This window comes from Sinimarinibacterium thermocellulolyticum, from assembly GCF_040327995.1.
GTDB classification, from domain to species: domain Bacteria; phylum Pseudomonadota; class Gammaproteobacteria; order Nevskiales; family Nevskiaceae; genus Solimonas; species Solimonas thermocellulolyticum.
Genome location: NZ_JBEPIJ010000010.1, coordinates 27,850 through 52,478, shown reverse-complemented (window position 1 = coordinate 52,478; position 24,629 = coordinate 27,850). Strand labels below are relative to the sequence as shown.

Genomic DNA, 24,629 nt, shown 5'->3' with positions numbered 1-24,629 from the left:
TCAGCGCGGCCGTGCCCAGGCGCGCATCATCGACAGCAGTTTGTCGACGTCGATGGGCTTGGAGAGATAGTCCGAGGCGCCGGCTTCGAGGCATTTCTCGCGGTCGCCCTTCATCGCCTTGGCGGTCAGCGCGATGATCGGCAACTGCGCCCAGCGCTGCTGGCTGCGAATAAGGCGCGTGGCCTCATAGCCGTCCATCTCGGGCATCATGACGTCCATCAGCACCCAGTCGACGTCGGGATGCTGTTCGAGCTGCGCCAGCGCCTTGCGGCCGTCCTGCGCGGCGATCACGGTGATGCCCTGTGCCTTGAGCGTGCGCGACAGCGCGAACACGTTGCGCATGTCGTCGTCGACCAGGAGCACGCGGCGACCCGCGAGATCGGCCGGTTGCGGCGTTGCTGGCGTTGCGATCGCCGCAGGTCTTTGCACCGCATGCAGGAACAGAGAGACCTCGTCGAGCAGCCGCGACGGTGATTGCGCGCCCTTGATGACGATGCTGTCGGTGTACTCGCGCAGGCGCAGGCTTTCCTCGCGCGTGAGCTCGCGTGCCGAATGGACCACGACCGGCGGCAGCGCACGCAGTTCCGCGGCGCGGTCGAGAAAGTCGAAGCCGCTGGCGTCGGGCAGCATCAGGTCGAGTACGACGCAGTCGTGTGGCTGCTCGCGCAGCGCCTGCAGCGCATCAGCCACCGAGCGCGCCTCGGTGACCTCGACGCCGGGTTGGCGCAGCAGCCGGCAGACGGCAAGCCGTGCGCCGTCGTCGTCGTCGATGACGAGAATTCGCTGCGGGCGGCGCGGCGCCGCCGCTTTGAGCACCCGGCCGAGCGCAGCCTCGATCGCCTCGCGCGTCGCCGGCTTGGTCACGAAGCCGACGGCGCCCAAGGCCAGACCGCGATCGGCCTCGTCGGCCGCGGTGATGAAGTGCACGGGGATCTGCGCGGTGAGCGGCTGGGCCTTGAGCCGCTCCATCACCGCCCAGCCGTCCATGCCCGGCAGATTGACGTCGAGCAGGATGCCGTTGGGCCGGTACTGCGCGGCGAGTTCGAGCCCGGACTCGCCGTCGCCGGCGATCAGCGCACGATAGTTCTTGCGCCGGACCATGTCGGCGAGGATGCGTGCGAAGGCCGGATCGTCCTCGATGATGAGGATGCGCACGTCCTCCGGCGCGAGCCGCTCGCGATCGTCCGGCGGCATTGCCGCGCGTGCGCGCGCGGCCACGGGCGCGGCGGGGGGGTGTGGATCCTGCGTGACCGCCTCGGTTTGCGGAGCGGCTGCCGCCGTGGCGGTCGCGGTCGCATGGGCTGCCGGCGCTGCGGCTCGATCTATGGCGATGGTGCTCGCGTCGCGCGGCAGCACCAGAATGAAGCTCGAACCTTGCCCCGGCGTGCTGCGCACGCGGATGTCGCCGCGCAGGATGCGCGCCAGGCCGCGCGAGATCGACAGCCCGAGGCCGGTGCCGCCATAGCGCCGGCTGGTGGTGCCGTCGCCCTGCTCGAAGGCCTGGAACAGGCGCGCGAGCTTGTCGGCTTCGATGCCGATACCGGTGTCGACGACGTGTATGGCGACCCAGTCGGCGGGCTCGGCAGCGGCCGGGAGCAGATCGGCCTCGGCGCGCTCGACGCGCAGGGTCACGCTGCCGGCGTGTGTGAACTTGAGCGCGTTGCCGACCAGGTTGGTGAGGATCTGTTGTAGCTTGGCGCCGTCCGAGTACAGCGTGGGTGGCGCGGCCGGCTCGATCTCGACGCAGAGGTCCAGTCCGCGTTCCCGTGCCAGTGGACGGAACTGGCGCTCGATCGCCGCGGTGACGTTGGCCAGATCGACATCCTCCCACTGCACGTCCATGCGCCCGGCTTCGATCTTCGACAGGTCGAGGATGTCGTTGATCAGGCGCAGCAGGTTGTGGCCGCTTTCGAAGATGATGCGCGCCGACTCGACCTGCTCGGCGCTGAGGTTAGCCTCGCGGTTGTCGGCCAGATCCTTGGCCAGAATCAGCAGGCTGTTGAGCGGCGTACGCAGCTCGTGTGACATGTTGGCGAGGAATTCGGACTTGTAGCGGCTGGCCGCTTCGAGCTCGCGGTTCTTGTTTTCGATCTCGGACTGGAACTGCAGCAGGCGCTCGTTGAACTCATTGAGCGCGCGGCTCTTCTCGCTCAGCGATTCGTTGGTCGTGCGTAGCTCCTCGGCCTGGATGCGCAGCTCCTCTTCGGACGCGCGCAGACGGTTGCCCTGTTCGTCGAGCGCCCGGTTTTTTGCTTCCAAGGCCTCGTTGATGGCGCGCAGCTCCTCTTGTTGCACGCGCAAGGCCTCTTCCGAGGCTTGCAGTTCCTCGGCCTGCGCCTGCGTCTCTTCGAGCAGCTCGCGCGTGCGCGCGGCGTTGGCGAGATTGTCGAGGGCGAGGCCGACGAGCTGCGTGACCTGCGTCATCAGCTCCTGCTCGACCTCGTTCAGGCGGCGGAACGACGCCAGCTCCAGCACGCCGGCAACCCCATCGATGCCCGGCAGCGGCCATAGCAGGGCGGTGGTCGGCGGCGCATCGCCAAGGCCCGAGGCGATGCGGTAGTAGTCCGCGGGCAGTGCGTCGAGCGCGATGGGCTGGCCGCTGCGCGCGCATTGCGCCACCAGCGCCCCGGGCGCTGCAGCCTGGTCCACATGCCGGCCTTCGCACCCGTAGCTGCCGATCACGATGAGCTGGCCGTCCTGCCCGCCGCTGCGGTAGAGCGCGCCGTAGCCGGCGCCGAGCAGCGGGCAGAGGTAGTCCAGCAATTCGCTACCGAAGGTCTCGAACCGGGTGGCCTTGGCAAGCTTCTTGCCGATTGCGGCCGAGTGCGTCTTGATCCATTAGCGCTGCTGGATCTGCAGTGCGGTGCAGCGAAAGCGTTCGAGCGCGCCGGCGATCGCGCCGACCTCGTCCTTGCGTTCGGTGTACGGCACCTCGAGGTCGAGATCGCCGCCGGTGAGCCGGCCAATCAGTGCGGTGAGCCGGTTCATCGGCGTGACCAGCGTGCGCTGGATCGCGACCATGAAAATCGCGGTCGAAAGGGCCGCCGCGAGCAAAAGGCCGATCGCGAGGCGGCGCACGTTGTCGAGCGCATCGGCGAGCCGTGCGCTGCGCATCTGCAGCAGGCTTTCTTCGACGGCGATGAACTCGAGGCCGCGCGCACGCAGCGTGTCCATCAGCTCCCTGCCGCGGCTAAGCTTGATCAGCTCGACGACCCGGTCCAGCTGCCTGCCGCTTTCGGCGTAATCGAGCAGCGGTGTGGCGAACTCGAGCTGCCATGCCGCCATCAGCCGGGTGATGTCGAGCAGCCGCGCCTGCTGCTCGGGATTGTCGGCGGTGAGCTGCTTGAGCGTCCCGGCGTGGTGCTCGAAGTCGGTCCGTGCGCTCTGGTAGGGCGCGAGAAAACGCGCATCGCTGGTCAGGCCATAGCCGCGCAGCGCGCTCTGCTGCGACACCGCGGCGAGGATCAGTCCGTTGGCCGCGTGCAAGACCTCGACGGTATGCTCGCTCAGGCGCCGTGCCTCATGGACTTCGCGCTGGTTGAGCAGGAACAGCGCGGCGGTGATCGCGAACAGTCCGAACAGACTGCCCAGGACCAAGATCGCCTTGACCCGCAGGCCGCGATCGTTGAGCCAGTTCTCGGTCATGCGCGGGCGTGTCATCGGAATCCGCAGGGGCGGGCAGGTGCTCATCTTGCGCAAGCGCCTTGGCGCCGGCAACGCGCCCGCGCCGCGCTGTGGTTTTGCTTCAGGTCACCAGCGTCGGCGCGCGCCGGCCGGTCAGTTCGCCGATGCGGCCGAGACGATCGGCGGCGGCGGCCAGCGGCGCCAGCGCATCGGCCGGATTCCAGGCCAGCGCGCTGCTGTCGTGCTCGTAGCGCTCGAGGTACAGGCGCAAGGTCGCGCCCTGGGTGCCGGTGCCGGACAGGCGCATCACGATGCGCGCGTGCTCGCCGCAGACGATGCGCAGGCCCTGGCCGCTGGCGATGCTGCCGTCGTGCCGGTCCTGGTAGCTGAACTCGTCGGCGAGCGTCACCGGCCAGTCACCGATGCTGCGGCCGGGCAAGTGCGCCAGTTCCCCGGCAAAGGCCTGCATCACCGCCTCGGCGGCGGGGCCGGGGAGGTTCTCGTAGTCGTGACGCTGAAAGTAGTGGCGTCCGTGGCGCTGCCAGTGTGCGCGCGCGATCTCGGCGACCGGCTTGCCGGTGACCGCGAGCACGTTGAGCCAAGCGAGCACTGCCCACAGCCCGTCTTTTTCGCGGACGTGGCTGGAGCTGGTGCCGAAGCTTTCCTCGCCGCAGATCGTCACCTCGCCGGCGTCGAGCAGGTTGCAGAAGAACTTCCAGCCGGTCGGCGTCTCGAAGGCGGGCACCTTGAGCGCACGCGCGACCTGATCGGCGGCGCGCGAGGTCGGCATCGAGCGCGCAATCCCGGCGATCCCCGTGCGATAGCCCGGAAGCTGCGGCAGGTGCGCGGCGAGCATAGCCAGCGAGTCGCCCGGCGAGACGAAGATGCCGCGCCCGAGAATCATGTTGCGATCGCCGTCGCCGTCGCTCGCGGCGACGAGTTCCGGCGCGTTCGCGCCGAAGGCGAGCTCGACGAGGTGCCTGCCGTGGACCAGGTTCGGATCGGGGTGACCGCCACCGAAGTCCTCGAGCGGCGTGGTGTTGAGTACCGCCGCCGCCGGCGCGCCGAGCTGCTCGACGAGGATGCGGCGCGCGTAGGGGCCGGTGACCGCGTGCATCGCATCGAAGCGCAGGCCATGGCCCTGCCGGATCCAGTCGCGCATACGGTCGAAGTCGAACAGCGACTGCATCAACTCGGCGTAGTCGTCGACGCCATCGATCACGTCGATGCGCATGCCGCCGATTTGCGTGGTGCCGCGGCGGTCGAGGTCGAAATCGATCGCATCGTCGATGCGGTAATGGGTGATGCGCTTGCTGTGCGCGTGGATGCGCTCGGTCAACCCTTCGCCGGCCTGGCCGCCGCCGGCGATGTTGAACTTGATGCCGAAGTCGCCGTCGGGCCCGGCCGGGTTGTGGCTGGCGGTCAACAGCAGGCCGCCGGCGGCGCCGAGCTTGCGGATCAGGTGCGAGGCGGCCGGCGTCGACAGCAGGCCGCCTTGGCCGATGACCACGCGCGCGATGCCGTTGGCGCCGGCCATCGCGACCGCGGTTCGGATCGCGTCGCGATTGTGGTAGCGGCCGTCGCCGCCGATGACCAACGTCGCCCCCTTGAGTTCGGGTGCGCAGTCGAAGATCGACTGCAGGAAGTTTTCCAGATAGTGCGGCTGCTGGAACACCTCGACCTTCTTGCGCAGACCGGCGGTGCCGGGTTTTTGGTCCAGATAGGGCTTGGTGGGGATCTCGCGCGTGGCCATCGTCCCTCTCGTCGTTGTCGGGCCCGGTCCTATCTTAACGGCCCGTGCCGCCGACGACCGTCGGGTCGCAGGGACTCAGCTTGATATAGTGCGGCGCATGCAAGCCACCACCGAACTGTGCCCCTGCTGCGGCAAGCCGCGCCGTCTCGCGCACCTGATCGAGCTCTACGAGCGCAACTACCGCTTGATCCAGCAACTGCTGCCGGAGTTCGACGTGGCCTACGGTCACGCCGTCTCACGCAGCAAGAGCGACTGTCCGCTGCACCTTTGGATCGTCGATCGCGACCGCTACACGCTGACGCTGCACCTGACCTACGAGTTCACTGACGAAACCGGCGTGCGCCGGCAGCCCGATCTGTGGGTGCGCCTGTACCGCGACGCCGGCGTCGCCGAGGCCTTGCGGTGCAGTCACCGGCCGCCGTGGCGCGCCGAGGACGAGGCCGATCCGGCGGCACACGCTTATCTGTCCGAGCAGTGGCGGCGCAACCTGTTGCTGAACAAGTGGCTCGAATACCTGCTCGAACACGGCCACGGCTTTGGCATGAGCGCACGGCCGCGGCTGGCGCTGAGCGCCTGAGCGCCTCATAGGCGCAGGCGCCGGCTGCCGTCGTCGAGCTGCAACCATTCCATGCGCTGCGGCGTCCAGTCCGCGAGCACGATGCGCTCGGCATCCAGGCCGTCGATGCGCATGCGGTGCGTCGCCGGGCGATGGGTGTGGCCGTGGATGATGCGGCGGCAGCCGCTGCGACGGAACGCTTCGACGATCGCCGCCGGATCCACATCCATGATCTGCACCGGCTTGCGCCGTTTGCCGTCGCCGCTATGGCGGCGCAGGTCGCCGGCGATGCGCCTGCGCAGCGCCGGCGGCAGCCCAAGGAACAGTGACTGCGCGAGGCGGTTGCGCGAGAAGCGGCGCCAGCGCTGGTAGGCCAGATCGCCGGCGCACCACTGGTCGCCGTGCGAGAGCAGCACGCGCTCGCCGCCCAGCACGACGACGCTCGGGTCGGCCAGCAAGGTCGTTCCGCTGGCCCGGGCGAAGTCCGCGCCGACGAGAAAGTCGCGATTGCCGTGCATGAAGGCGACGTGCACGCCGGTATCGCTGAGTGCGCGCAGCGCGGCGACTTCCTCGGCGTAGACCTGCACGCCGACATCGTCGCCGATCCAGTACTCGAACAGATCGCCGAGGATGTAGATCTGCTGCGCGGCGCGCGCCGGACCGGCGAGGAAACGCAAAAAGCCCTCGCGCAAGGGCGAGGGCTCGGCCGGCAGGTGCAGGTCGGACAGCAGCAGCGCGGTCATGCGCGCGGCCTCGCCAGGACGACTAGTTCCCGCTGGCGGGCGCTGCGGCGTCGATCAGCGTCACCCTCTCGATCACGACCGGTTCGAGCGGCACGTCGCGGCCGAACGGTCGGATGGCGCCGGTCGGCGTCGCGGCGATCTTGTCGACCACGTCCATGCCGTCGACGACCTTGCCGAACACGGCATAGCCCCAGCCGTCCTGCCCCGGATAGTCGAGGAAGGCGTTGTCGCGGTGATTGATGAAGAACTGCGCGCTCGCCGAATGCGGGTCGCTGGTGCGGGCCATCGCGATCGTGCCACGCAGATTCTTCAGGCCGTTGTCGGCCTCGTTCTCGATGGGTGCGCGCGTCTTGCGCTGCGCGTAGTGGGTGTCGTAGCCGCCGCCCTGGATCATGAAGCCCTCGATCACGCGATGGAACACCAGGCCGTCGTAGTGCCGATCCTTGACGTACTGCACGAAGTTGGCGGTGCTCTTCGGCGCTTTCTCGGCGTCGAGTTCGAGCGTGATGTCGCCCATGGAGGTCTCCATGAGCACACGGACGGGTTCAGCGGCGATGGCGGTCATCGTGGTTCCTAGGATCAGTGAGCCCAGCAGGCTTGCGAAAGTGGTCTTCATCGTCTCGGCGTCTCTCATGCAGCGAAGACTTGGGGTAGGGCCGCGTCGACGTCCGCGAGCGCGTCCTCGATCAGTTCCCAGCCTTCCCCGACATGCATGCCTTCGGACAGCGTGCGGCGGAAGGCGCGGCCGCCGGGCTGCCCGCGATACAGGCCGAGGATGTGGCGGGTGATGTGTTTGAGCGCGGTGCCAGCGGCGAGTTCACGCTCCACGTAGGGGCGTAACTGCGCGATCACCTGATGGCGCGTCGGCACCGGATGCGCATCGCCGAACAGGCGCTGATCCACGTCGGCGAGCAGATACGGATGCTCGTAGACCTCGCGGCCGAGCATCACGCCGTCGACCGTTTCGAGGTGCTGCTCGCAGGCATCGAGCGTCTTGATGCCGCCGTTGATGACGACGGTGAGCTGCGGATAGTCCTGCTTGAGGCGCTGCACCAGCTCATAGGTCAGCGGCGGAATCTCGCGGTTTTCCTTCGGCGACAGGCCCTTGAGCCAGGCCTTGCGCGCGTGGACGATGAACACCTCGCAGCCGGCCTCGGCGACGGTCTCGACGAACCGGCGCATGAACGGGTAGTCCTCGGAGTCGTCGACACCAATACGGTGCTTGACCGTCACCGGCAGCGAGGTCGCGCCGCGCATCGCACGCACGCAGTCGGCGACCAGCTCCGGCTCGCGCATCAGGCAGGCGCCGAAGCGGCCCTCCTGCACGCGGTCCGACGGGCAGCCGCAGTTGAGGTTGATCTCGTCGTAGCCCTGACGCTCGCCGAGCTCGCTGCAGAAGGCGAGCTCGTCCGGATCGGAGCCGCCGAGCTGCAAGGCCACCGGATGCTCGGCGTCGTCGAACTGGAGCAGGCGCTTGCGCGGCCCGTGGATCAGTGCCGGCGTGCACACCATCTCGGTGTACAGACGCGCATGGCGTGAGATCTGGCGCAGGAAGAAGCGGCAGTGCCGGTCGGTCCAGTCCATCATCGGCGCCACGCAGAAGCGCCAGGGCGAGAGCTTGCAAGGCAGGGTCATCGCGGGATTCTACACGGCCGCTTCGCGGTGGATGGACAGACCGGGTGAGCTTGGACGCGGCGCCGGCCGTCGAGTTCCTCAGTTGCGCCTTTTTTGCCAAGATGCCGCGCCAATGTTCAGGGAGCCGCGCATGACCGATCGCAAGTTTCACATCGTCGTCTTCGGAGCGACCAGCTTCGTCGGCGAGATTCTCACGCGTTATTTGCTGGCGCGTCATGGCGCGGGCGGGGAGGTCCGTTGGGCCATCGCCGGACGCTCGGCGTCCAAGCTCGAGGCGCTCAAGTCGGCCTTGGGCGCCGATGCCACGACGCTGCCGGTGCTCATCGCGGATGCCGGCGACGAGGCGCAGCTTCGGCAGATGTGCGAGCAGACCGGCGTGGTCGTCTCGACGGTCGGGCCGTATGCCCTGTACGGTTCGCCGCTGGTCGCAGCCTGCGTGGCCAGCGGCACCGACTACTGCGATCTGACCGGCGAGGTGCAGTGGATCCGGCGCATGATCCTCACCCACGAGGCGCAGGCCAAGGCCACGGGGGCGCGCATCGTCCACTGTTGCGGTTTCGATTCGATCCCGTCGGACCTCGGCGTGTACTTCCTGCAGCAGGCGGCACGGCAGCGGTTCGGCGCGCCGTGCGCGCGGGTGAAGATGCGCATCAAGGCGATGCGCGGGGGCGTGTCCGGCGGCACCGTCGCGAGCCTGATGAACGTGCTCGCCGAGGTCAAGCGCGATCCTGCGCTGCGCCAGCAGCTCGGCAATCCGTTTGCGCTGTGCGTCGGCGATGAATCGGGGCGCCCGCGTCAGCCCGAGGTGCGCCTAGCCGCCTACGACGCGGAGTTCGATGCCTGGGCCGGGCCGTTCGTGATGGCGGCGATCAATACGAGAGTCGTGCATCGCTCGAACCAGCTCGCCGGCTACGCCTATGGCCGCGACTTCGTCTATGACGAGGCGATCACGACCGGGCGCGGTCTACGCGGACGGCTCGCGGCCACCGGCATCGCGCTGGGACTCGGCGGTTTCCTCGCCGCCGCCATCGTGCCGCCGACGCGCTGGCTGCTGGAACGCTACGTCGTGCCCAAGCCCGGCGAGGGGCCGAGCGCCGAGGCGCAAGCGCGCGGCTTCTTCGACCTCCGCCTGCATGGTACGACCGCCGATGGCCGCAGCCTGCGCGCCAAGGTCACCGGCGACCGCGATCCGGGCTATGGCTCCACCGCGAAGATGCTCGGCGAGGCAGCCGCCTGCTTGGCGCTGGACGTGCCGCGCGAGCAAAAAGCCGGCGGCTTCTGGACCCCGGCGACGATCTTCGGCGAGCGCCTGATCGATCGTCTGCAGGCGCACGCCGGGCTGCGCTTCGAGATCCTCGGCTGATCCCGCTCGACGTCTTCGGTCCATGGCCGCGAGCAGCCTGCTGACGCTGATCGACGACATCGCGACGATGCTCGGCGACGTCGCGGTGATGACCAAGCTGGCGACGAAGAAGACCGCCGGCGTGCTCGGCGACGATCTGGCGCTCAACGCCCTGGCCGGTCTCGTCGCCGGCGGCATCAGGCGCCTGCGCGGACGCGCGCCGGCTTGAGCGGCCGCGGTTTCAGGCCGCGCCGCCGGGCGTGGCCTGCGCGCGCAGCAGGTTCCACAGCAGCGCCTGGACGGCGCGCGGGTCTTCGGTTTCGAGCAGGCGCTGCTTGCCCGCCAGCGGCAGGTCGAGCAGGTCGGCGAGCCGGTACGACAGCCAGGTGCCGTCGTGCGGCTGCGCCGGCTGCGGGAACACTTGCGCGCCCAAGTGCTCGACGATGCGCTCGTACAACTGCGTCAGACCGGCGTACGCGTCGTCCACCGGCGCCGGAGGCGGCGGTGGTCGCAGCGTCACCCGCGCGCGGATCAGGCCGTCGCGCTGCACCTCGCGCTCATGGATTCGGAACACCCGCTCGCCGCGTGTGCGCAACGTGAACAGACCCGGTGCCGGTACGTCCCAGTCGACGATGCGTGCGGTACAGCCGACCGCGTGCGGCACCGCCGGTTCGCCGGCCTCGCGGCCGTCGAGAATCAGGCAGACGCCGAACACACTGTCGTTGCCGAGGCAGGCCTTGGTCATGTCGACGTAACGCTGCTCGAAGATGCGCAGCGGCAGCAGGCTGCCGGGGAACAGTACCGTGCCCAGCGGAAAGATCGGGATGTCGAGCACCGCTGCAATCACTCACACATCCGCAGGTGGAGCGAGGCTTGCCAGCGCGCCGAGCTGCTCGCTGGCGACGCGCACCCACGGCGCGCCGGCGCCGTCGTGCCGCGCCACCGGCACGCCGTAGACGCGCTGCAGTCGCGCGGCGGTCAGCGCCTCGGCGGGCACACCCTCGGCGACCACCTCGCCACAGCACAGCAGGGTGACGCGGTCGGCGTAGGCGAGCACCAGATTCGGATCGTGCAGCACCGTGATCACGGCGGCGCCTTGGGCGGCAAATGCGCGCGCGACGCGCAGGCAGTGGTGCTGGTGCGCGAGATCGAGATTCGCGGTCGGCTCATCGAGCAGCAGCAGGCGCATGCCCTCCGCCGTTGGTTCCCAGATCTGCGCGAGCACGCGCGCGAGCTGCACACGCGCGCGCTCGCCGCCGGAGAGCGCGGTGTACGGACGGCCACGCAGGTAGTCGGTCGCGGTCGCGCGCAGCACGGCGTCGACGATCGCGCGCTCGTGCGCACCGCCGCCGCGGCGTACCGGCAGGCGTCCGAGGGCGACGACGTCCTCGACCGCAAACGCGAACGACAGCTCATGGCGCTGTGGCAGCACCGCGCGCAGCCGGGCGAGCTGGGTCAGCGGCCAGTCGGCGAGTGCGCGGCCGTTGAACTGCACGCTGCCGGATTGCGGACGCCGATCGCCAGCGAGCAGGCCGAGCAAGGTCGATTTACCGGCGCCGTTTGGGCCGAGAATCGCGTGCACGGTGCCGGGTGCGACGGCGAGCGACACGTCGCGCAGCACGGTCGCGTCACCGATGCGCTGCGTCAGCTCGATGGCGCGCAGCATCAGGACAGCTCCGCGCCACCGCGGTAGCGCAACAGCAGGGCGAGAAAGAACGGCCCGCCGACCAGTGCGGTGAGAATGCCGATCGGCAGCTCGGCGGGCACGAACAGTGTGCGCGCCAGCGTGTCGGCGACCAGCAGCAGCAGCGCGCCGAGCAGCGCACACAAGGGCAGCAGCCGCCGATGGTCGGGGCCGACCCACAGGCGCACGAGGTGCGGAACGATCAAACCGACGAAGCCGATGATGCCGGCGAGCGCCACGGCTGTGCCGGCCGCGAGCACGATCGCCAGCGTGAGCTGGCGCTTGAGCGACTCGACATCGACGCCCAGATGGCGTGCCTCGGCTTCGCCCAGCAGCAGCGCGTTCAAGGCGCGCGCGCGCAGCGTGATCCACGACGTCGCCGCCAGCAGCAGCGGCGCGCCGATCGCCAGCTCGGCGCCGCCGGCGCGCGCCAGCGAGCCGAACATCCACAGCGTGACCGCGCGCAGCGCGAAATCGTCGGCGAGATAGGACAAAAGACCGATGCCGGCGCCGGCGATGGCATTGAGCGCCAGCCCGGCGAGCAGCATCATCGCCACCTGGGTGCGGCCGCCGACAGCCGCGAGGCGCAGCACCGCCCAGGCGGCGAGCGCGGCGCCGGCGAAGCTGGCGAGCGGCAAGCCCAGTGCGATCGGCACCAAGCCGGCGCCGGCGACCATGTAGGCGGCTGCGGCCAGCGCCGCGCCCGAGGACACGCCGACCAGACCGGGTTCGGCCAGAGGATTGCGCAGCAGCCCCTGCATGGCAGCGCCGGACACGGCCAGCCCGGCACCGATGATCAGCGCCAGTGTGATACGCGGCAGGCGGATCTGCCAGAGCACGGTGCGCTCGTACTCGGCGAGCACGGCGCCATCGCCCAGCCCGACCAGACCGAGCAGCTTCATGGGCGCGATCGGTACCGCGCCGAGGCCGAGGGCGACGACGCAGGCCAGTGCCAGGCCGACCAGCAGGCCGGCGGAGCGGCGGGCGAAGCTGCGATTGAGGTGGACGTCGAGGCTCACGGGCGGCGGGCCGGCGCTGGGGACGGACGCGCAGGTTAACAAAGCGTGCGCCTCTCACCGACCTGCCAACGAAAAGCCGGCGGTGGCGCCGAAGGCACCACCGCCGGGATCGCGCACCGAGCGGTCGTCTGGGTGCCGGCGCGCAGCGCCGGCTGCGGCGGCTTACTTGTTGAGGATCAGGCGATCGTTGCGGGTGCGCAGCAGACGGTATTGCTCTCCGCGGTGCTCGATGACGATTTCGCGGCTGCCGCGCAGCAGCTCGTCGCTGTTGATGCGCAGGACGGCAGGGTTGCGCGGCGAGCGCGTGGCAGGGGTCTGGGCGGGCAGGCGGACGACGACGGTCATGGCGAGGACTCCGGGTGTGGATGGGTTTCGTAATAATAATGATTCGCATTTGTGAGTCAAGCCCGAATGCGCCGTGGCGACCTCACCGACGCGACTAGAGGAGGCGCTGCTATACTGCGCGGCTCGCGCGCGAAAGTGGCGGAATTGGTAGACGCACTGGATTTAGGTTCCAGCGCCTTGCGGCGTGAGAGTTCGAGTCTCTCCTTTCGCACCAGCGTCCGCGCGCGATCGCCGCTGCTCCACAGCCTCATCCATCAGCCTCACGAGTCTCTCTAGCAATATGGAAGTCAATGTCGAATCGCCGGGCGGACTGCGCCGGAAGATGCGTGTGCGTGTGCCCGCCGAGCGAGTGGCCAAGGCGGTCGACGATCGACTCAGGCGCTACGCCAGCCGCGCCAAGCTGCCGGGATTCCGCCCGGGCAAGGCGCCGCGCAAGGTCATCGAGCAGCAGTTCGGTGACGCGGCACGCATCGACGCGATCTCCGACATCGTTCAGCAGACCTATCCGGAGGCGCTGAACCAGGCCGGCGTCCATCCGGCCGGCCAGCCGAAGATCGACATCACTGCCGAGAAAGCCGGTGAGCCGCTGGAATACGTCGCCGATTTCGAGGTGTATCCGGAGATCACGCTGCAGGGGCTGGATGCGCTCGCGGTCGAGCGGCCCGTGATCGAGGTGAGCGAGGCCGATGTCGACCGCTTGATCGAGAATCTGCGCAAGGCGCGGCGGACCTTCGAGGTGGTCGAGCGCGCCGCCGCAGCGGGCGATCGCGTCAGCGTTGATTTCCTCGGTAAGTGCGACGGCGAGCCTTTCGCCGGCGGCGAGGGCAAGGACGTGCAGTTCGAGATCGGCGCCAGCCAGTTCCTGCCCGAGCTCGAAAACGGCATCGTCGGCCACCGCGCGGGTGAGACCTTCAGCGTCGACGTGACCTTCCCCGCGGACTACCGCGCGGAGAATCTGCGCGGCAAAACCGCCCAGTTCGAGGTCACGCTCAAGAAGGTCGAGGCGGCGACGCTGCCGGCCATCGATGACGCGTTTCTCAAGGCACACAACGTCGAGGACGGTGCCGGCGAAGCGGGTCTGCGCGCCAAGTGCAAGGCGGCGCTCGAAAAAGAGCGCGACAAGGGCGTGCAGAATCGTCTCAAGGCGCAGGTTTTCGACCAGTTGTTGCAGCGCAACCCCATCGAGGTGCCGGATGCGCTGGTGCAGCAGGAGGTCGCGCGCCTGCGTCAAGAAGCTGCCGCGCGTATGAACCTGCCGCCCAGCGACGACGAGAAACTCAAGCAACTCATGCCGGACGGCATGTTCGAGTCTTCCGCGCGTCGCCGGGTGAGTCTAGCGCTGTTGATCGGTGAGGTGATCAAGGCCAAGCAGATCGAGCTCGATCCCAAGCGGCTCGACGCCGCGCTCGACGCCATCGCCGCAGACTACGAGCAGCCGGAACAGGTCAAGGCCTATTACCGCTCGCGCCAGGATTTGATGCAGGGTCTGAGCGCGATGGTGATCGAAGAGCAGGTGGTGGACGCGCTGCTCGCCGGCGTCCAGCCCCGCGAGCGGCCGATGACGCTGGACGAACTGTTGAACCCCAAGACCGCCACGCAGTCCTAAGTGACGGAAAGCGCACGGGTCTTGCATGAGGCCCCCCACGCCCTGACCGAGCCGACGATGAACGACCAGCCCTATCGTGTCCAGTCACCGCGCGCCCAGCACCTGGTTCCGATGGTGATCGAGCAGACCGCCCGCGGCGAGCGCGCCTTCGACATCTATTCGCGACTGCTCAAGGAGCGCGTGATCTTCGTCGTCGGTCCGATCGACGACTTCATGGCGAACCTGGTCGTCGCGCAGTTGCTGTTCCTGGAATCCGAGAACCCGGACAAGGACATCCACCTGTACATCAACTCGCCCGGCGGGGTGATCACGGCGGGCCTTTCGATCTACGACACGATGCGCTTCATCAAGCCCGACGTCAGCACCATGTGCATCGGCCAGGCGGCGAGCATGGGCGCGTTTCTGCTGTGCGCCGGCGCCAAGGGCAAGCGTTTCGCCCTGCCGAACGCGCGCATGATGATCCACCAGCCGTCCGGCGGTGCGCAGGGACAGGCCGCCGACATCGAGATCCAGGCGCGAGAGATCCTCTACCTGCGCGAGCAGCTCAACACGATCATGGCCGAGCACACCGGCCAACCGGTCGAACGCATCGCTCGCGACGTCGAACGCGACTTCTTCATGAGTGCCGAGCAGGCCAAGGCCTACGGCCTGATCGACCAGATCGTGACCCGACGCGGTGGCAAGGTCGGCTAAGCGGTGCGGCCGAGCATTGCCGGGGTGCGGGTTTTGTCGCCAAATGACACTGTGATATACAGCAAATGCCGGTGTCCGGCTGAGGTAAACAAGGTAAAACGATGACCAACGAGACGCGCAGCGGATCACACAACGGCCGGGTGCTGTACTGCTCTTTCTGCGGAAAGAGCGAGCACGAAGTACGCAAGTTGATCGCCGGTCCGTCCGTGTACATCTGCGACGAATGCGTCGATCTTTGCAACGACATCATCCGCGAAGAAGTTCATGCCAAGCCGCAGGCCAAGGGTCTGCCCAAGCCGCAGGAAATCCGCGCGGTCCTCGACGAGTACGTGATCGGCCAGGACCAGGCCAAGAAGATCCTCTCGGTCGCGGTCTACAACCACTACAAGCGCCTGTCGCTGAAGGGCTCGACCGATGGGGTCGAGATCGCGAAGTCCAACATCCTGCTGATCGGCCCGACCGGCTCGGGCAAGACGCTGCTGGCCGAGACGCTCGCGCGCCTGCTCGACGTGCCGTTTGCGATCGCCGATGCGACCACCCTGACCGAGGCCGGCTACGTCGGCGAGGACGTCGAGAACATCATCGCGCGGCTGTTGCAGAAGTGCGACTACGACGTCGAGAAAGCGCAGCGCGGCATCGTCTATATCGACGAGATCGACAAAATCTCGCGCAAGTCCGAGAACCCGAGCATCACCCGCGACGTGTCCGGCGAGGGCGTGCAGCAGGCGCTGCTCAAGCTCATCGAAGGGACCATCGCCAGTGTGCCGCCGCAGGGTGGGCGTAAGCATCCGCAGCAGGAGTTCCTGCAGGTCAACACCAGCAGCATCCTGTTCATCTGCGGCGGCGCCTTTGCGGGTCTGGACAAGGTGATCCAGCAACGTACGGAGCGCACCGGTATCGGGTTTTCCGCCGAGGTCAAGTCGGAACAGGATGGTCGGCGCACGTCGGAACTGCTATCGCGCGTCGAACCGGACGATCTGATCCGCTTTGGCATGATTCCGGAGTTCATCGGCCGCCTGCCGGTGGTCGCGGTGCTCGAGGAGCTCGACGAACCCGCGCTGATGGCGATTCTCAAGGAACCGAAAAACGCGCTGGTCAAGCAGTACGCCAAGCTATTCAACATGGAGGGCGTGCAGCTCGAGTTTCGCGAGGAGGCGCTGCAAGCGATCGCGAGAAAAGCCAAGGAGCGCAAGACCGGCGCGCGCGGCCTGCGCACGATCATGGAGAACATCCTGCTCGACGTGATGTATGAACTGCCGTCGATGCAGAACGTCAGCAAGGTGGTCGTCGATGATGCCGTCGTGCGTGGCGAGGCCAAGCCGTTCATCGTCTACGAGAACGCCGACGCCAAACGCGGCGCCAAGAGCACCGCGGCCTGACGCGGTGTCCGGCGCCGCCAGCAAGCCCCGCACCGCGGGGCTTTTGCTCGTTGGCGCCCTGTGCTGCGTGCTGCCCACGGGCACCTGGGCGCAGGCGTGCCGGCGCGCAGAGGTCGTGCGCGTGCACGATGGCGATACGCTGACGCTACGCTGCGACGGCAAGCCGTTGACGCTGCGCCTGGCGGGGATCGACGCGCCCGAGTACCGCCAGCCGGGCGGACGCGAGGCACGGGCTGCGCTCGCGGCGTTGATCGACGGCCGGCCCTTGGCCGTGGCGGTGACGGCGTCCGACCGTTATGGGCGCCGCATCGGAGATATCTCGATCGATGGCAACGAGGTCTCGTTGTCGTTGGTGGCGCAGGGCTGGGCCTGGTGCGGTGCACGCTCGGCCGCGGCCTGCCGCAGCCGCCAGGAGTCTGCACGGCGGGCGCGACGGGGTCTGTGGAGGGAACCCGATCCACTGCCGCCGTGGCGCTGGCGCGAACTTCACCCGTACCGTCGCTGAACGCTTACGAGTATTTCGAGTGCTGCGGCCGGCTGCGGATGGCCGCACGCGAATCGCGCCGAGGCGATCCCGATTGGCGTTCACGAAGCTCGTGCGCGTCTGACTTGCAATCGTCGGTCATCGGCGCGCCTGGCGCGCGTTGCGGTGCTCGACGGGCGCTTTCAAGTCCGCACGTCGGCCGATAGCAGTACGACTTCCGGTTCCTGCACGTGGTAGCCCTGGATGAAGTTGACACCCATCTGCCACAACCGCGCCATGACGTTGGCGTCCTCCACGTGCGAGACGATCACCTTGATCTGCCTGTGCTTGGCCAGCTCCATCAGATTCAGCATCTTGCGATGCGTTTCCTTGTCGTTGAAGTGGGTGGTGAACGACGGGTGGAACTTCAAGAACTGCATGGGGATGTGCTCGATCATCTGCGCGGAGTTCGAGCCGATGCCGAAATGCTCGATCGCGATCTGAGCGCCGAGATCGATCAGCGACTTGGTGAGCAGGCGCGCCTTGCGAATGTGGTTCTGAACGATCGCCTCCTGCATTTCGAAGACGATCTCGCCCGGCTTGAGCGCTCGGCTCTTGAGTCGCTCGGCGAGCCAGCCGAGGAAGTTCTCTGCGTCCTTGAGCGTGTCCTGCGAGAGTTTCACGAACAGGCTGGATCCATCTTCGGCACCGTCGCGCTTGGCCTGCATCTTCAAGGCGCGGCTGGTGACCCAGCGGTCGATCGCGGCGAGTAGATGGTGTTTTTCGGCGGCGCCGATGAACTCGGAGGCATGCAGTTCACGACCGTTCTCGTCGATCACGCGCACCAAGACGTCGAAGTGCTGGCGGCTGTCGCCCTCGAGGCTGGCGATCGACTGATAGGCCAGCTTCAGACGGTTGTCTTCGAGGGCCTGCTTGACCATGGCCGCTTTACGCGCGTCCTCGCGTTCCTGCTGCGAGCTTCTCGCGTTGGGGCCGAGGTTGACGAACTGGTTGCCGCCCTTGGCCGAGATCTTTCTCGCTTCCTGCACCAGCTCTGAGGTCAGCGTCGCGGCCTGCTCGCTGCTGCCGAACGGGTAGGCGGCGACGGTGAGCGACAGGTGCGCCTCGTGGCCTGCGGTGTTGAAGATCTGCCGCGCCACATCGCGTACGAGGGCCTCGCCCAGCTCGACGATCTCGGCCGAGGAGTGGCGCTGCAGCAGGCAGGCGATCTCGTGCGTGGAGAAGCGGAACAGCTGATCGGTGGGCTGCAGGCGTTCGCGCAACCAGCGCTGACACTGCTCGACGGCCTCGGCGGCATCGTGCAGGCCCAGACGTTGCTCGGTACCGGCGAAATCGTCGATCACGAACAGCAGCACGGCGCGCTGCTCATTGGGCTTGCCGGTGCCGGCCGCGGCGATGGCGGCAGACAGTGCCTCGAAGAACGCCAGTCGGTCGGCCGCGGGTGCGTTTTGCGCCTGTGCGCCCGCGGCCGGGACCTCGCGCTCTGCGCGGATCAGCATCTCGATCAGTTGCTCGCCGTCGACCTTGCCCAGCGTCAGGCGCGCGCTGATCGATACGCGTCGGCCGTCACGGTGTAGCAGTGCACAGTCCAGCGTGCGGCCCTCGTTCTTGCCGCGCAGCAACAGCTTGAGGTGTTCCTTGACCTTGGGCTGATGGTCCTCGGCGACCAGATCCATCAGCGGCAGCGCGGCGAGTTCGTCGGCCGATCCGTAGCCGAGTAGTTTTGCGAACGCCGGATTGACTCCGGCGATGATGCCTTCCTGGATGTGGGCGATCGCGTCGTTGGTTCCTGCAATCAACTGCTGATGGCGCGATTCGAAATCCGCCAGGCGCTGGCGTGTGCTGCGCAGTTCACGTAGCTGGCTGTGTTTGGCGATTTCGCGCAGCACCACCAGTTCGAGGTGGCGCATATGGCGGAGGTCTTCCGTGGAGATCAGGTCGCTGGCGCCGGCGGCGAGCGCCGCAACCGAGTCCTCGGCCGTGATCTGCGGGCTGAGCACGAGCACCGGCAGATCCGGCATCAGCCGGTGCTTGAGGTCGATCACGTCTTTGACCGGTGCGGCGCTGAGTGCGTCGGTGCAGATCAGCACGTCGGGTGCGCCGCTGCGCAGCGCGTCCTCGACGTCCTCCAGATCGGTGACCCAGGCGCAGCGCACCGGATGGCCGGCGTTGCGCAAGTAGCTTTCGATGCGCTTGCCGACGCTCTCCAACTGAGCGACGACCAGCATGACCCGCGGGGTGTTGTTGCTCGCGGCAACGTCCTGTTTGACCGTCTGAGCTGTGGCTATCATGCGATAGGCGTCTTCGATGTCCTTCCTGGCTCCTCGCGCACCAGCCGCGGCACCAGATAGCCGGGCAGTCTGGCGTGCATCGCCCGCATGAGCTCGCGCGCCGCCGTCTCGGCTACCTCGAAATGGGCCGTGCCTCGCACCCGATCCAACAAGTGCAGATAGTACGGGAGGATGCCGTATTCGGACAGCCGTTCGCTCAAGCGCACCAGGGTGTCGGCATCGTCGTTGACGTTGCGCAGCAGCACCGTCTGGTTGAGCAGGGTGATGCCGAGCCGGCGCAGTGCCAGCATGGCGCTCGCCACCGCGGCGTCGAGTTCGTTCGGATGGTTGGCGTGCAGCACCACGATTTTCTGCAGGCGGCCGCGGCCGAGCCAGGCGAGCAGACGCTCGTCGATGCGCTCCGGAAGCACGATCGGCTGGCGCGTGTGGATGCGCAGGCGGCGCAGATGCGGGATCGCATCGAGCGCATCGGCCAGCTCGGCTAGCTTGTCGTCCGTCAGCGACAGCGGGTCGCCGCCGGAGAGGATGACCTCGCGGATGCTGGCGTCGGCGGCGATGGTTCGCAGGGCCGCTCGCCAGTGGTCGCGCGCGGCCAGGTGCTCGCCATACGGGAAGTGACGGCGGAAGCAGAATCGGCAATGCACCGCACAGGCCCCGGTCGCCATCACCAGCACGCGGCCCTCGTACTTGTGGATCACGCCGCCATCGCGCAGGCGCTGCAGGTCGCCGACGGCATCGAGCGCGAAGCCGGGCACCTCGATGCCTTCGTCCGGCCGTGGCCACACCTGCAGCAGTAGCGGGTCGCGCGCATCCGCCTTGCGCATGCGTGCGGCATAGCCGCGCGGCACGCGCAGTGGGAACTCGCGCTCGAGCGCCGGGGCGAGCGCGGGCAGCGAGGGGTCGAGTTCGAGATACGCCAGCAGATCGGCAGGGCGTGTGAAGGCTTCGCGCAGGGCGTGCTGCCAGCGCGGCGCATGCTGGCCTGTGGCCGGTGGCGACGGTATCATCACATGATTTTAGAGTCATCCAGGGCGTTGCGGGGTCGACCCCGCGACGACCGTCCCCTCATCCCTGAAGAGTCGACATGGCAACCGTCAGCACCAATGAAATGAAGGCCGGGACCAAGGTCCTGATCGATGGCGAACCGTATTCGATCATCGAGAACGAATACCGCAAGCCGGGCAAGGGCCAGGCCACCAACACCTTGAAGATCCGCAACCTCAAGACCGGGCGCGTGCTCGAACGCACGCTCAAGTCGGGCGACACCCTGGAAGTCGCCGATGTCGAGGACGTGGAGATGCAGTATCTCTACAACGATGGCGAGTTCTGGACCTTCATGGACCCCAAGACCTTCGAACAGATCCAGGCCGGAGCCGCGCCCATGGCCGATGCGGCACAGTGGATCAAGGGCGAGGAGATCTGTCGTGTCACCTTGTGGAACGGCGTGCCGCTGTACGTGGCGGCGCCGAACTCGGTGGAGCTGACCATCGTCGAAACCGATCCGGGCGTACGTGGCGATACCGCGACGGGCGGCACCAAGCCGGCCAAGCTCGAGACCGGCGCCGTGGTCAAGGTGCCGCTGTTTGTCAACGAGGGCGAAAAGATCAAGATCGACACGCGTACCGGCGAATACCTCAATCGCGTCGGCAAGTAGGGTCCCGTGAGCGGTGAGACGTGACACGCCAAACTGGCGTCCGTCCGCCTCGATCGAAGCACTGCAAGCGCGGGCGGAGCTCTACGGCTGCGTCCGCGCATTTTTTTCGGCGCGCGGCGTACTCGAGGTCGACACGCCGATCCTGTCGCGCCATGCGACCGTCGACCGCCACATCGACAGTATCGCGACCACCGATGGACGCTGGCTGCAGACCTCACCCGAGTTCGCGATGAAGCGTCTGCTCGCGGCCGGCAGCGGTCCGATCTGGCAGATCGCCAAGGTGTTTCGCGCCGGCGAACAAGGGCGGTATCACAATCCCGAGTTTTCGATGCTCGAGTGGTACCGGCCCGGTTTCGATCATCACGCGCTGATGGACGAGCTCGCGGACTTGCTCGCGCATTGCGGTATCGCGGACACGTGCGAGCGCTGCAGTTATCGCGAGGCCTTCGAGCGGCACGCTGGCTTCGATCCGCTGCGTGCCGACGCGGCCATGCTGCGTGCGCGTCTGCGCGAGCGCGGGGTCGACGAGCCATCGGGTTTGAGCGATGCCGAGATCGCCGACGAGGATTTCTGGCTGGATCTGTGGATGTCTTGCGTCGTCGGCCCCGCACTGGGCGCGGATCGGCCGCTGTTCATCTACGAGTTTCCGGCGTCGCAGGCGGCGCTCGCGCGCGTACGCGCGGGCGAGCCGCCGGTCGCCGAGCGTTTCGAGCTGTTCTGGCGCGGCGTCGAGCTGGCCAACGGCTTTCACGAACTGACCGACGCCGACGAGCAGCGGCGGCGCTTCATTGGCGACCAGGCGTGGCGCGCGGCGCGCGGCCGCGTGGTGCCGCCGTTCGATGCGCATCTGATCGATGCGCTGCGCGCGGGGCTGCCCGCCTGCTCCGGGGTGGCGCTGGGCCTCGACCGACTGCTGATGCTCAAGCTCGGTGCGAGCCGCCTCGATCAGGTGCTGACGTTTCCCGTGGATCGCGCATGACGCCGATCGCCGGGCGCATGTCAAGGTCAGGGGTGCCGCGCGGCGAGCTGGATGTGTGGCACGTGCAGATCCGGCGGCAGGTCGATCAGTCTGCGCAAGGCGTCGGCGACCGAACCAAACTGTGACAGCGGCCGCTCGCGCAGGTTGATGCCGGCGGCCATCGCGGCCTGGCCGAAGGCCAGGCGCGCTTGCGCGGGTACATCCCAGGTCTTGCCTTCTTCGTACATCTGGCCCGCGCGCACCGAGGTGACGCGGATGCCGGCGGGTTCGAGTTCGTGGTGCAGGCCTTCGGAGAAGCGTTCCAGCCCGGCCTTGCTGCTCTGGTAGACCACCAGATGCGGGAAGCGCATGCCGACCGACTCGCTACTGACGTTGACGATGTGGCTGCCGCGGCGCATCAGCGGAATCGCCGCACGGGCGCAGAGGATGGCTCCGGTGAGGTTGGTCATGATCGTGTTGACGATCTGCGCGTCGCTGGCCTCGGCGACGAGGAACGGTTCGAACACGGCGGCGTTGTTGATCAGCACGTCAATGTGGGCGTGCCGGCTCTGGATGGCAGCGAAGGCCTGCCTCACCGAGTCCGGCACGGCGACGTCGCAGGCGATGGCGCTGGCACGCTCGCCGAGTTCGGCGGCCACGGCCTCGAGCTTGGCGGCGGTACGGCCGAGCAGGACGACTCGGTCGCCGTCGTTGACGAAGCGGCGTGCGAGTGCGCGACCAAGGCCGATCCCGGCGCCGGTGATGACGAAGATTCTGGACATGCGCGCTCCTGCGTCGGGCGGTGTGGGTCGAGGATCAGACATCGGCGAAGCCGTGTTCGGCCACGGCCACGGACTGGCCACCGCGGCCGCCGAGTTCGGACAGCAGCGCCTTGAGCCGGTAGGTCCAAAGGTGCAGCGGATGTTCGAGGGTCATGCCCATCGCGCCGAGCATCTGGTGCAGGTCGTAGACGATGCGCGTGGCGCTGTCCTGCGCGTGCAGCGCGGCCAAGGCGGCATCGCCATCGTCGGCCGTCGCGGCGGCCTTGAGCGCCAGCCAGCGTACGCCGCCAGCCAGTACCGCGCATTCGGCCATACGGTGGCGCAGTGCCTGGAAGGCGCCGAGTGGGCGACCGAATTGCTTGCGCACCGACAGGTGCTCCACTGCCGAGGCGAGCGCGGCCTGCATCAGGCCGGTGGCTTCGTTCGCAAGCGCGATGCGGATCCATTTGCGCGCGTTCGCCGCGTCTTGCGACGATAGCATCGTCGCCGGCGGCCGCCGTTTGAGGCGCCCCATCGGATAGGCGAACAGCGAGTCCACGGGTTCGACCTCGTCCGCGGTCACACGGGCGAGACGGATGTCGTCGCCGTCGATCAGGACCAGCGTGCGCGCAGAGGCGACGAAGCGCCCCGGCCGGCCGTTCTCGACGATCCCCAGCGGTCGCGGCCAGTCGCCGGGTAGATGCGGGCGCAGTAGCATCGACAGCGCGATCTCGGCGGTGTACGGCAGCCAGGCCAGGCGCTCGACCACCATGGCCGCGGTCAGCGCGCCCAGCTCCGGGATACGCGCAAGGTCGAAGTACTCGCCCTCGATCAGCGCGCGTTCGAAATCGCTGCCGACGAGGGCGAAGCCGTGAAAGTCGATCGGCTTGGATTCGAAAGGCGCAACCAGGCGGTCGAGTGCACCGAGCAGGGCGGACTGGTCGGAGGTGAGGGTGAAGTCCATCAGCGCGGCTCCCGCGGCAACCGCAGTAGCTCGGTGGCGATCAGGTTGAGCTGGATCTCGGCGGCGCCGGAGGCGATGCCGGCGACGATGGCGCGCTGATGGTGGGCGAGCAGCAGCGGATCGCCGCCGGCCAGCGCCTCGGGACAGTGCTCGACGACGAATTCGCCGACCAGGCGCTCGGCCATCACCGTCGCATAGCGCGCCGCGCTGGCCTCGGGACCGGTGGGGGTGCCGTGCCGGCGCTGATCGACGATCTGGTAGCTGTAGAGGCGCGCCGCCTCGCAGGCGGCGAGTGCGCGTGCGGATTGTTCGATGGCGCCGTGAGCGTAGCGGCCGGCGCTCTTGAGCGCGGCGACCGCGCGGCGCAGTATGCGCGCGGCCAGCGCGAAGCGTGGGATGCCGACCCGCTCCAGCGACAATGCGTGGCGGGCGATCTCCCAGGCCTGTCCTTCGGCGCCGAGCAGGGCATCGGCGGGGACGAATACGTCGTCGAAGAACACCTCGTGGATGTCGCCCTCGCCGATGACGCTCGGAATCTGGCGCACGGTAATGCCCCGGGTTTCCATCGGCACGAGGAACACCGACATGCCGGCCTTGCCGATGCCGGTGCGCGCGAGCAGAAAGCAGGTATCGGCGTGGCTCGCATACGAAGTCCAGATCTTCTGGCCGTTGATGCGATAACCGTTGCCGTCGCGTTCGGCGCGCGTGCGCAGTGAGGCGAGATCGGAGCCAGCCTCAGGTTCGGAGAAGCCCTGACACCAGATCGTTTCGCCGCGTGCGATCGGCGGGATGTAGCGATTCTGCTGCGCCTCTGTGCCATAGCGCATCAACGTGGGTCCGATCCAGTTGACGTTCATGTACTGGCCGCCGCGCGGTTCGCCGGCCATCCACATCTCCTCGGCGAGGATGAAGGACGTCCAGGCGTCGGCGTCGCGACCGCCCCAGCGCCTGGGCCAGTGCGGCACCAGCAGGCCGGCCTTGGCCAGGGCACGGCAGAAAGTTTTGGAGAATGCGCTCTGCGATGCGGAACCGGGGCCGTGCGCGAGTGATTCCCAGTTTGCCGGTAGGTTTTCGGCGAGGAAACGGCGTACGGTATCGCGGAAGGCGCGCTGCTCGGCATCCCACTGGAAGTCCATCA

The 24,629-nt window shown here is 67.8% G+C and carries 23 protein-coding genes, 1 tRNA gene and 1 pseudogene; 10 read left to right on the top strand and 15 right to left on the bottom strand.

The window, feature by feature from the left end; all coding sequences use genetic code 11:
- From ABSH63_RS10010 to ABSH63_RS10000, 3 genes are all read right to left on the bottom strand, one after another.
- A complete protein-coding gene (locus tag ABSH63_RS10010) occupies positions 1-2,814 on the bottom strand; it encodes a response regulator (RefSeq protein ID WP_352889561.1) in 2,814 nt (937 codons plus the stop codon).
- A 24-nt stretch (positions 2,815-2,838) separates the two neighbouring features.
- Complete coding sequence (locus ABSH63_RS10005) at positions 2,839-3,645, bottom strand: CHASE3 domain-containing protein (RefSeq protein WP_352889463.1); 807 nt, start codon at positions 3,643-3,645, stop codon at positions 2,839-2,841.
- A 100-nt stretch (positions 3,646-3,745) separates the two neighbouring features.
- Positions 3,746-5,377: an alpha-D-glucose phosphate-specific phosphoglucomutase gene (locus tag ABSH63_RS10000; protein ID WP_352889462.1), complete on the bottom strand. Its 1,632-nt coding sequence runs from the start codon at positions 5,375-5,377 to the stop codon at positions 3,746-3,748.
- A 97-nt stretch (positions 5,378-5,474) separates the two neighbouring features.
- Here ABSH63_RS10000 and ABSH63_RS09995 point away from each other — a divergent pair, with 97 nt between their 5' ends.
- Positions 5,475-5,954 carry a DUF1249 domain-containing protein gene (locus tag ABSH63_RS09995; protein ID WP_352889461.1) on the top strand — a complete coding sequence of 160 codons (480 nt, stop codon included), beginning with the start codon at positions 5,475-5,477 and terminating at the stop codon, positions 5,952-5,954.
- A gap of 5 nt (positions 5,955-5,959) precedes the next feature.
- On the opposite strand, the gene ABSH63_RS09990 is transcribed toward ABSH63_RS09995, so the two are convergent.
- The 3 genes from ABSH63_RS09990 to dusA all read right to left on the bottom strand — a co-directional run bounded on the left by ABSH63_RS09990 (position 5,960) and on the right by dusA (position 8,311).
- The gene (locus ABSH63_RS09990) at positions 5,960-6,676 is read right to left on the bottom strand and encodes a UDP-2,3-diacylglucosamine diphosphatase (RefSeq protein WP_352889460.1); all 717 of its coding nucleotides are present in this window, start codon (positions 6,674-6,676) and stop codon (positions 5,960-5,962) included.
- Positions 6,677-6,698: 22 nt separating this feature from the next.
- Positions 6,699-7,241, bottom strand: coding sequence for a peptidylprolyl isomerase (locus ABSH63_RS09985; RefSeq protein ID WP_352889459.1), 543 nt, complete (start codon positions 7,239-7,241; stop codon positions 6,699-6,701).
- Positions 7,242-7,306: 65 nt separating this feature from the next.
- Positions 7,307-8,311: a tRNA dihydrouridine(20/20a) synthase DusA gene (gene dusA / locus ABSH63_RS09980; RefSeq protein ID WP_352889458.1), complete on the bottom strand. Its 1,005-nt coding sequence runs from the start codon at positions 8,309-8,311 to the stop codon at positions 7,307-7,309.
- Positions 8,312-8,441: 130 nt separating this feature from the next.
- Here dusA and ABSH63_RS09975 point away from each other — a divergent pair, with 130 nt between their 5' ends.
- Both ABSH63_RS09975 and ABSH63_RS09970 read left to right on the top strand, forming a co-directional pair.
- Complete coding sequence (locus tag ABSH63_RS09975; RefSeq protein WP_352889456.1) at positions 8,442-9,674, top strand: saccharopine dehydrogenase family protein; 1,233 nt, start codon at positions 8,442-8,444, stop codon at positions 9,672-9,674.
- A gap of 22 nt (positions 9,675-9,696) precedes the next feature.
- Positions 9,697-9,825 (top strand): annotated as a pseudogene (locus ABSH63_RS09970) (DUF808 family protein); the annotation flags it as partial.
- Positions 9,826-9,894: 69 nt separating this feature from the next.
- Here the strand turns inward: ABSH63_RS09970 and ABSH63_RS09965 are convergent.
- The 4 genes from ABSH63_RS09965 to hemP all read right to left on the bottom strand — a co-directional run bounded on the left by ABSH63_RS09965 (position 9,895) and on the right by hemP (position 12,701).
- Positions 9,895-10,500 (bottom strand): LON peptidase substrate-binding domain-containing protein, encoded by a 606-nt coding sequence (locus tag ABSH63_RS09965; protein WP_352889454.1) that lies wholly within the window; start codon positions 10,498-10,500, stop codon positions 9,895-9,897.
- Entirely contained in the window at positions 10,501-11,319 is an 819-nt protein-coding gene (locus ABSH63_RS09960) for a heme ABC transporter ATP-binding protein (protein WP_352889452.1), read from the bottom strand.
- Positions 11,319-12,356 (bottom strand): FecCD family ABC transporter permease, encoded by a 1,038-nt coding sequence (locus ABSH63_RS09955; RefSeq protein ID WP_352889451.1) that lies wholly within the window; start codon positions 12,354-12,356, stop codon positions 11,319-11,321. Before ABSH63_RS09955 ends, ABSH63_RS09960 begins: the two co-directional genes overlap by 1 nt.
- Before the next feature lie 162 nt (positions 12,357-12,518).
- Positions 12,519-12,701 carry a hemin uptake protein HemP gene (gene hemP, locus ABSH63_RS09950; RefSeq protein ID WP_352889450.1) on the bottom strand — a complete coding sequence of 61 codons (183 nt, stop codon included), beginning with the start codon at positions 12,699-12,701 and terminating at the stop codon, positions 12,519-12,521.
- 129 nt (positions 12,702-12,830) lie between these two features.
- Here hemP and ABSH63_RS09945 point away from each other — a divergent pair.
- The 5 genes from ABSH63_RS09945 to ABSH63_RS09925 all read left to right on the top strand — a co-directional run bounded on the left by ABSH63_RS09945 (position 12,831) and on the right by ABSH63_RS09925 (position 16,884).
- Positions 12,831-12,915, top strand: a tRNA-Leu gene (locus ABSH63_RS09945).
- 66 nt (positions 12,916-12,981) lie between these two features.
- A complete protein-coding gene (gene tig / locus ABSH63_RS09940; RefSeq protein WP_352889449.1) occupies positions 12,982-14,307 on the top strand; it encodes a trigger factor in 1,326 nt (441 codons plus the stop codon).
- A 57-nt stretch (positions 14,308-14,364) separates the two neighbouring features.
- Entirely contained in the window at positions 14,365-15,000 is a 636-nt protein-coding gene (clpP, locus tag ABSH63_RS09935; RefSeq protein WP_352889448.1) for an ATP-dependent Clp endopeptidase proteolytic subunit ClpP, read from the top strand.
- A gap of 101 nt (positions 15,001-15,101) precedes the next feature.
- A complete protein-coding gene (gene clpX, locus ABSH63_RS09930) occupies positions 15,102-16,379 on the top strand; it encodes an ATP-dependent Clp protease ATP-binding subunit ClpX (RefSeq protein WP_352889446.1) in 1,278 nt (425 codons plus the stop codon).
- A gap of 4 nt (positions 16,380-16,383) precedes the next feature.
- The gene (locus ABSH63_RS09925; RefSeq protein WP_352889445.1) at positions 16,384-16,884 is read left to right on the top strand and encodes a thermonuclease family protein; all 501 of its coding nucleotides are present in this window, start codon (positions 16,384-16,386) and stop codon (positions 16,882-16,884) included.
- A gap of 161 nt (positions 16,885-17,045) precedes the next feature.
- Here the strand turns inward: ABSH63_RS09925 and ABSH63_RS09920 are convergent, their stop codons facing one another.
- Entirely contained in the window at positions 17,046-19,154 is a 2,109-nt protein-coding gene (locus ABSH63_RS09920) for an EAL domain-containing response regulator (RefSeq protein ID WP_352889444.1), read from the bottom strand.
- Positions 19,151-20,161: an EF-P beta-lysylation protein EpmB gene (gene epmB / locus ABSH63_RS09915; RefSeq protein ID WP_352889442.1), complete on the bottom strand. Its 1,011-nt coding sequence runs from the start codon at positions 20,159-20,161 to the stop codon at positions 19,151-19,153. The genes ABSH63_RS09920 and epmB overlap by 4 nt, the downstream gene beginning before the upstream one ends.
- Positions 20,162-20,238: 77 nt before the next feature.
- On the opposite strand from epmB, the gene efp reads away from it, so the two are divergent.
- Together efp and epmA are read left to right on the top strand one after the other, a co-directional pair.
- Positions 20,239-20,808: an elongation factor P gene (gene efp / locus ABSH63_RS09910; RefSeq protein ID WP_352889440.1), complete on the top strand. Its 570-nt coding sequence runs from the start codon at positions 20,239-20,241 to the stop codon at positions 20,806-20,808.
- Positions 20,809-20,821: 13 nt separating this feature from the next.
- Positions 20,822-21,787, top strand: coding sequence for an EF-P lysine aminoacylase EpmA (gene epmA, locus ABSH63_RS09905; protein WP_352889438.1), 966 nt, complete (start codon positions 20,822-20,824; stop codon positions 21,785-21,787).
- 26 nt (positions 21,788-21,813) lie between these two features.
- Here the strand turns inward: epmA and ABSH63_RS09900 are convergent, their stop codons facing one another.
- From ABSH63_RS09900 to ABSH63_RS09890, 3 genes are read right to left on the bottom strand one after another with little or no spacing between them, the layout of a single operon-like run.
- Positions 21,814-22,548, bottom strand: coding sequence for an SDR family oxidoreductase (locus tag ABSH63_RS09900; protein WP_352889437.1), 735 nt, complete (start codon positions 22,546-22,548; stop codon positions 21,814-21,816).
- Positions 22,549-22,582: 34 nt separating this feature from the next.
- Complete coding sequence (locus tag ABSH63_RS09895) at positions 22,583-23,491, bottom strand: acyl-CoA dehydrogenase family protein (RefSeq protein ID WP_352889436.1); 909 nt, start codon at positions 23,489-23,491, stop codon at positions 22,583-22,585.
- The gene (locus ABSH63_RS09890) at positions 23,491-24,627 is read right to left on the bottom strand and encodes an acyl-CoA dehydrogenase family protein (protein WP_352889434.1); all 1,137 of its coding nucleotides are present in this window, start codon (positions 24,625-24,627) and stop codon (positions 23,491-23,493) included. Before ABSH63_RS09890 ends, ABSH63_RS09895 begins: the two co-directional genes overlap by 1 nt.
- Between the last annotated feature and the right edge of the window lie 2 nt (positions 24,628-24,629).

Coding starts and splice junctions, on each gene's coding strand:
- ABSH63_RS09995 (WP_352889461.1), top strand. CDS start 5,475: ATGCAAGCCACCACCGAACTGTGCCCCTGCTGCGGCAAGCCGCGCCGT.
- clpP (WP_352889448.1), top strand. CDS start 14,365: ATGAACGACCAGCCCTATCGTGTCCAGTCACCGCGCGCCCAGCACCTG.
- ABSH63_RS09900 (WP_352889437.1), bottom strand. CDS start 22,548: ATGTCCAGAATCTTCGTCATCACCGGCGCCGGGATCGGCCTTGGTCGC.
- epmB (WP_352889442.1), bottom strand. CDS start 20,161: ATGATACCGTCGCCACCGGCCACAGGCCAGCATGCGCCGCGCTGGCAG.
- hemP (WP_352889450.1), bottom strand. CDS start 12,701: ATGACCGTCGTCGTCCGCCTGCCCGCCCAGACCCCTGCCACGCGCTCG.
- ABSH63_RS09990 (WP_352889460.1), bottom strand. CDS start 6,676: ATGACCGCGCTGCTGCTGTCCGACCTGCACCTGCCGGCCGAGCCCTCG.
- clpX (WP_352889446.1), top strand. CDS start 15,102: ATGACCAACGAGACGCGCAGCGGATCACACAACGGCCGGGTGCTGTAC.
- ABSH63_RS09985 (WP_352889459.1), bottom strand. CDS start 7,241: ATGACCGCCATCGCCGCTGAACCCGTCCGTGTGCTCATGGAGACCTCC.
- ABSH63_RS10000 (WP_352889462.1), bottom strand. CDS start 5,377: ATGGCCACGCGCGAGATCCCCACCAAGCCCTATCTGGACCAAAAACCC.
- ABSH63_RS09895 (WP_352889436.1), bottom strand. CDS start 23,491: ATGGACTTCACCCTCACCTCCGACCAGTCCGCCCTGCTCGGTGCACTC.
- ABSH63_RS10005 (WP_352889463.1), bottom strand. CDS start 3,645: ATGACCGAGAACTGGCTCAACGATCGCGGCCTGCGGGTCAAGGCGATC.
- ABSH63_RS09920 (WP_352889444.1), bottom strand. CDS start 19,154: ATGATAGCCACAGCTCAGACGGTCAAACAGGACGTTGCCGCGAGCAAC.
- efp (WP_352889440.1), top strand. CDS start 20,239: ATGGCAACCGTCAGCACCAATGAAATGAAGGCCGGGACCAAGGTCCTG.
- tig (WP_352889449.1), top strand. CDS start 12,982: ATGGAAGTCAATGTCGAATCGCCGGGCGGACTGCGCCGGAAGATGCGT.
- dusA (WP_352889458.1), bottom strand. CDS start 8,311: ATGACCCTGCCTTGCAAGCTCTCGCCCTGGCGCTTCTGCGTGGCGCCG.
- ABSH63_RS09960 (WP_352889452.1), bottom strand. CDS start 11,319: ATGCTGCGCGCCATCGAGCTGACGCAGCGCATCGGTGACGCGACCGTG.
- ABSH63_RS09975 (WP_352889456.1), top strand. CDS start 8,442: ATGACCGATCGCAAGTTTCACATCGTCGTCTTCGGAGCGACCAGCTTC.
- ABSH63_RS09890 (WP_352889434.1), bottom strand. CDS start 24,627: ATGGACTTCCAGTGGGATGCCGAGCAGCGCGCCTTCCGCGATACCGTA.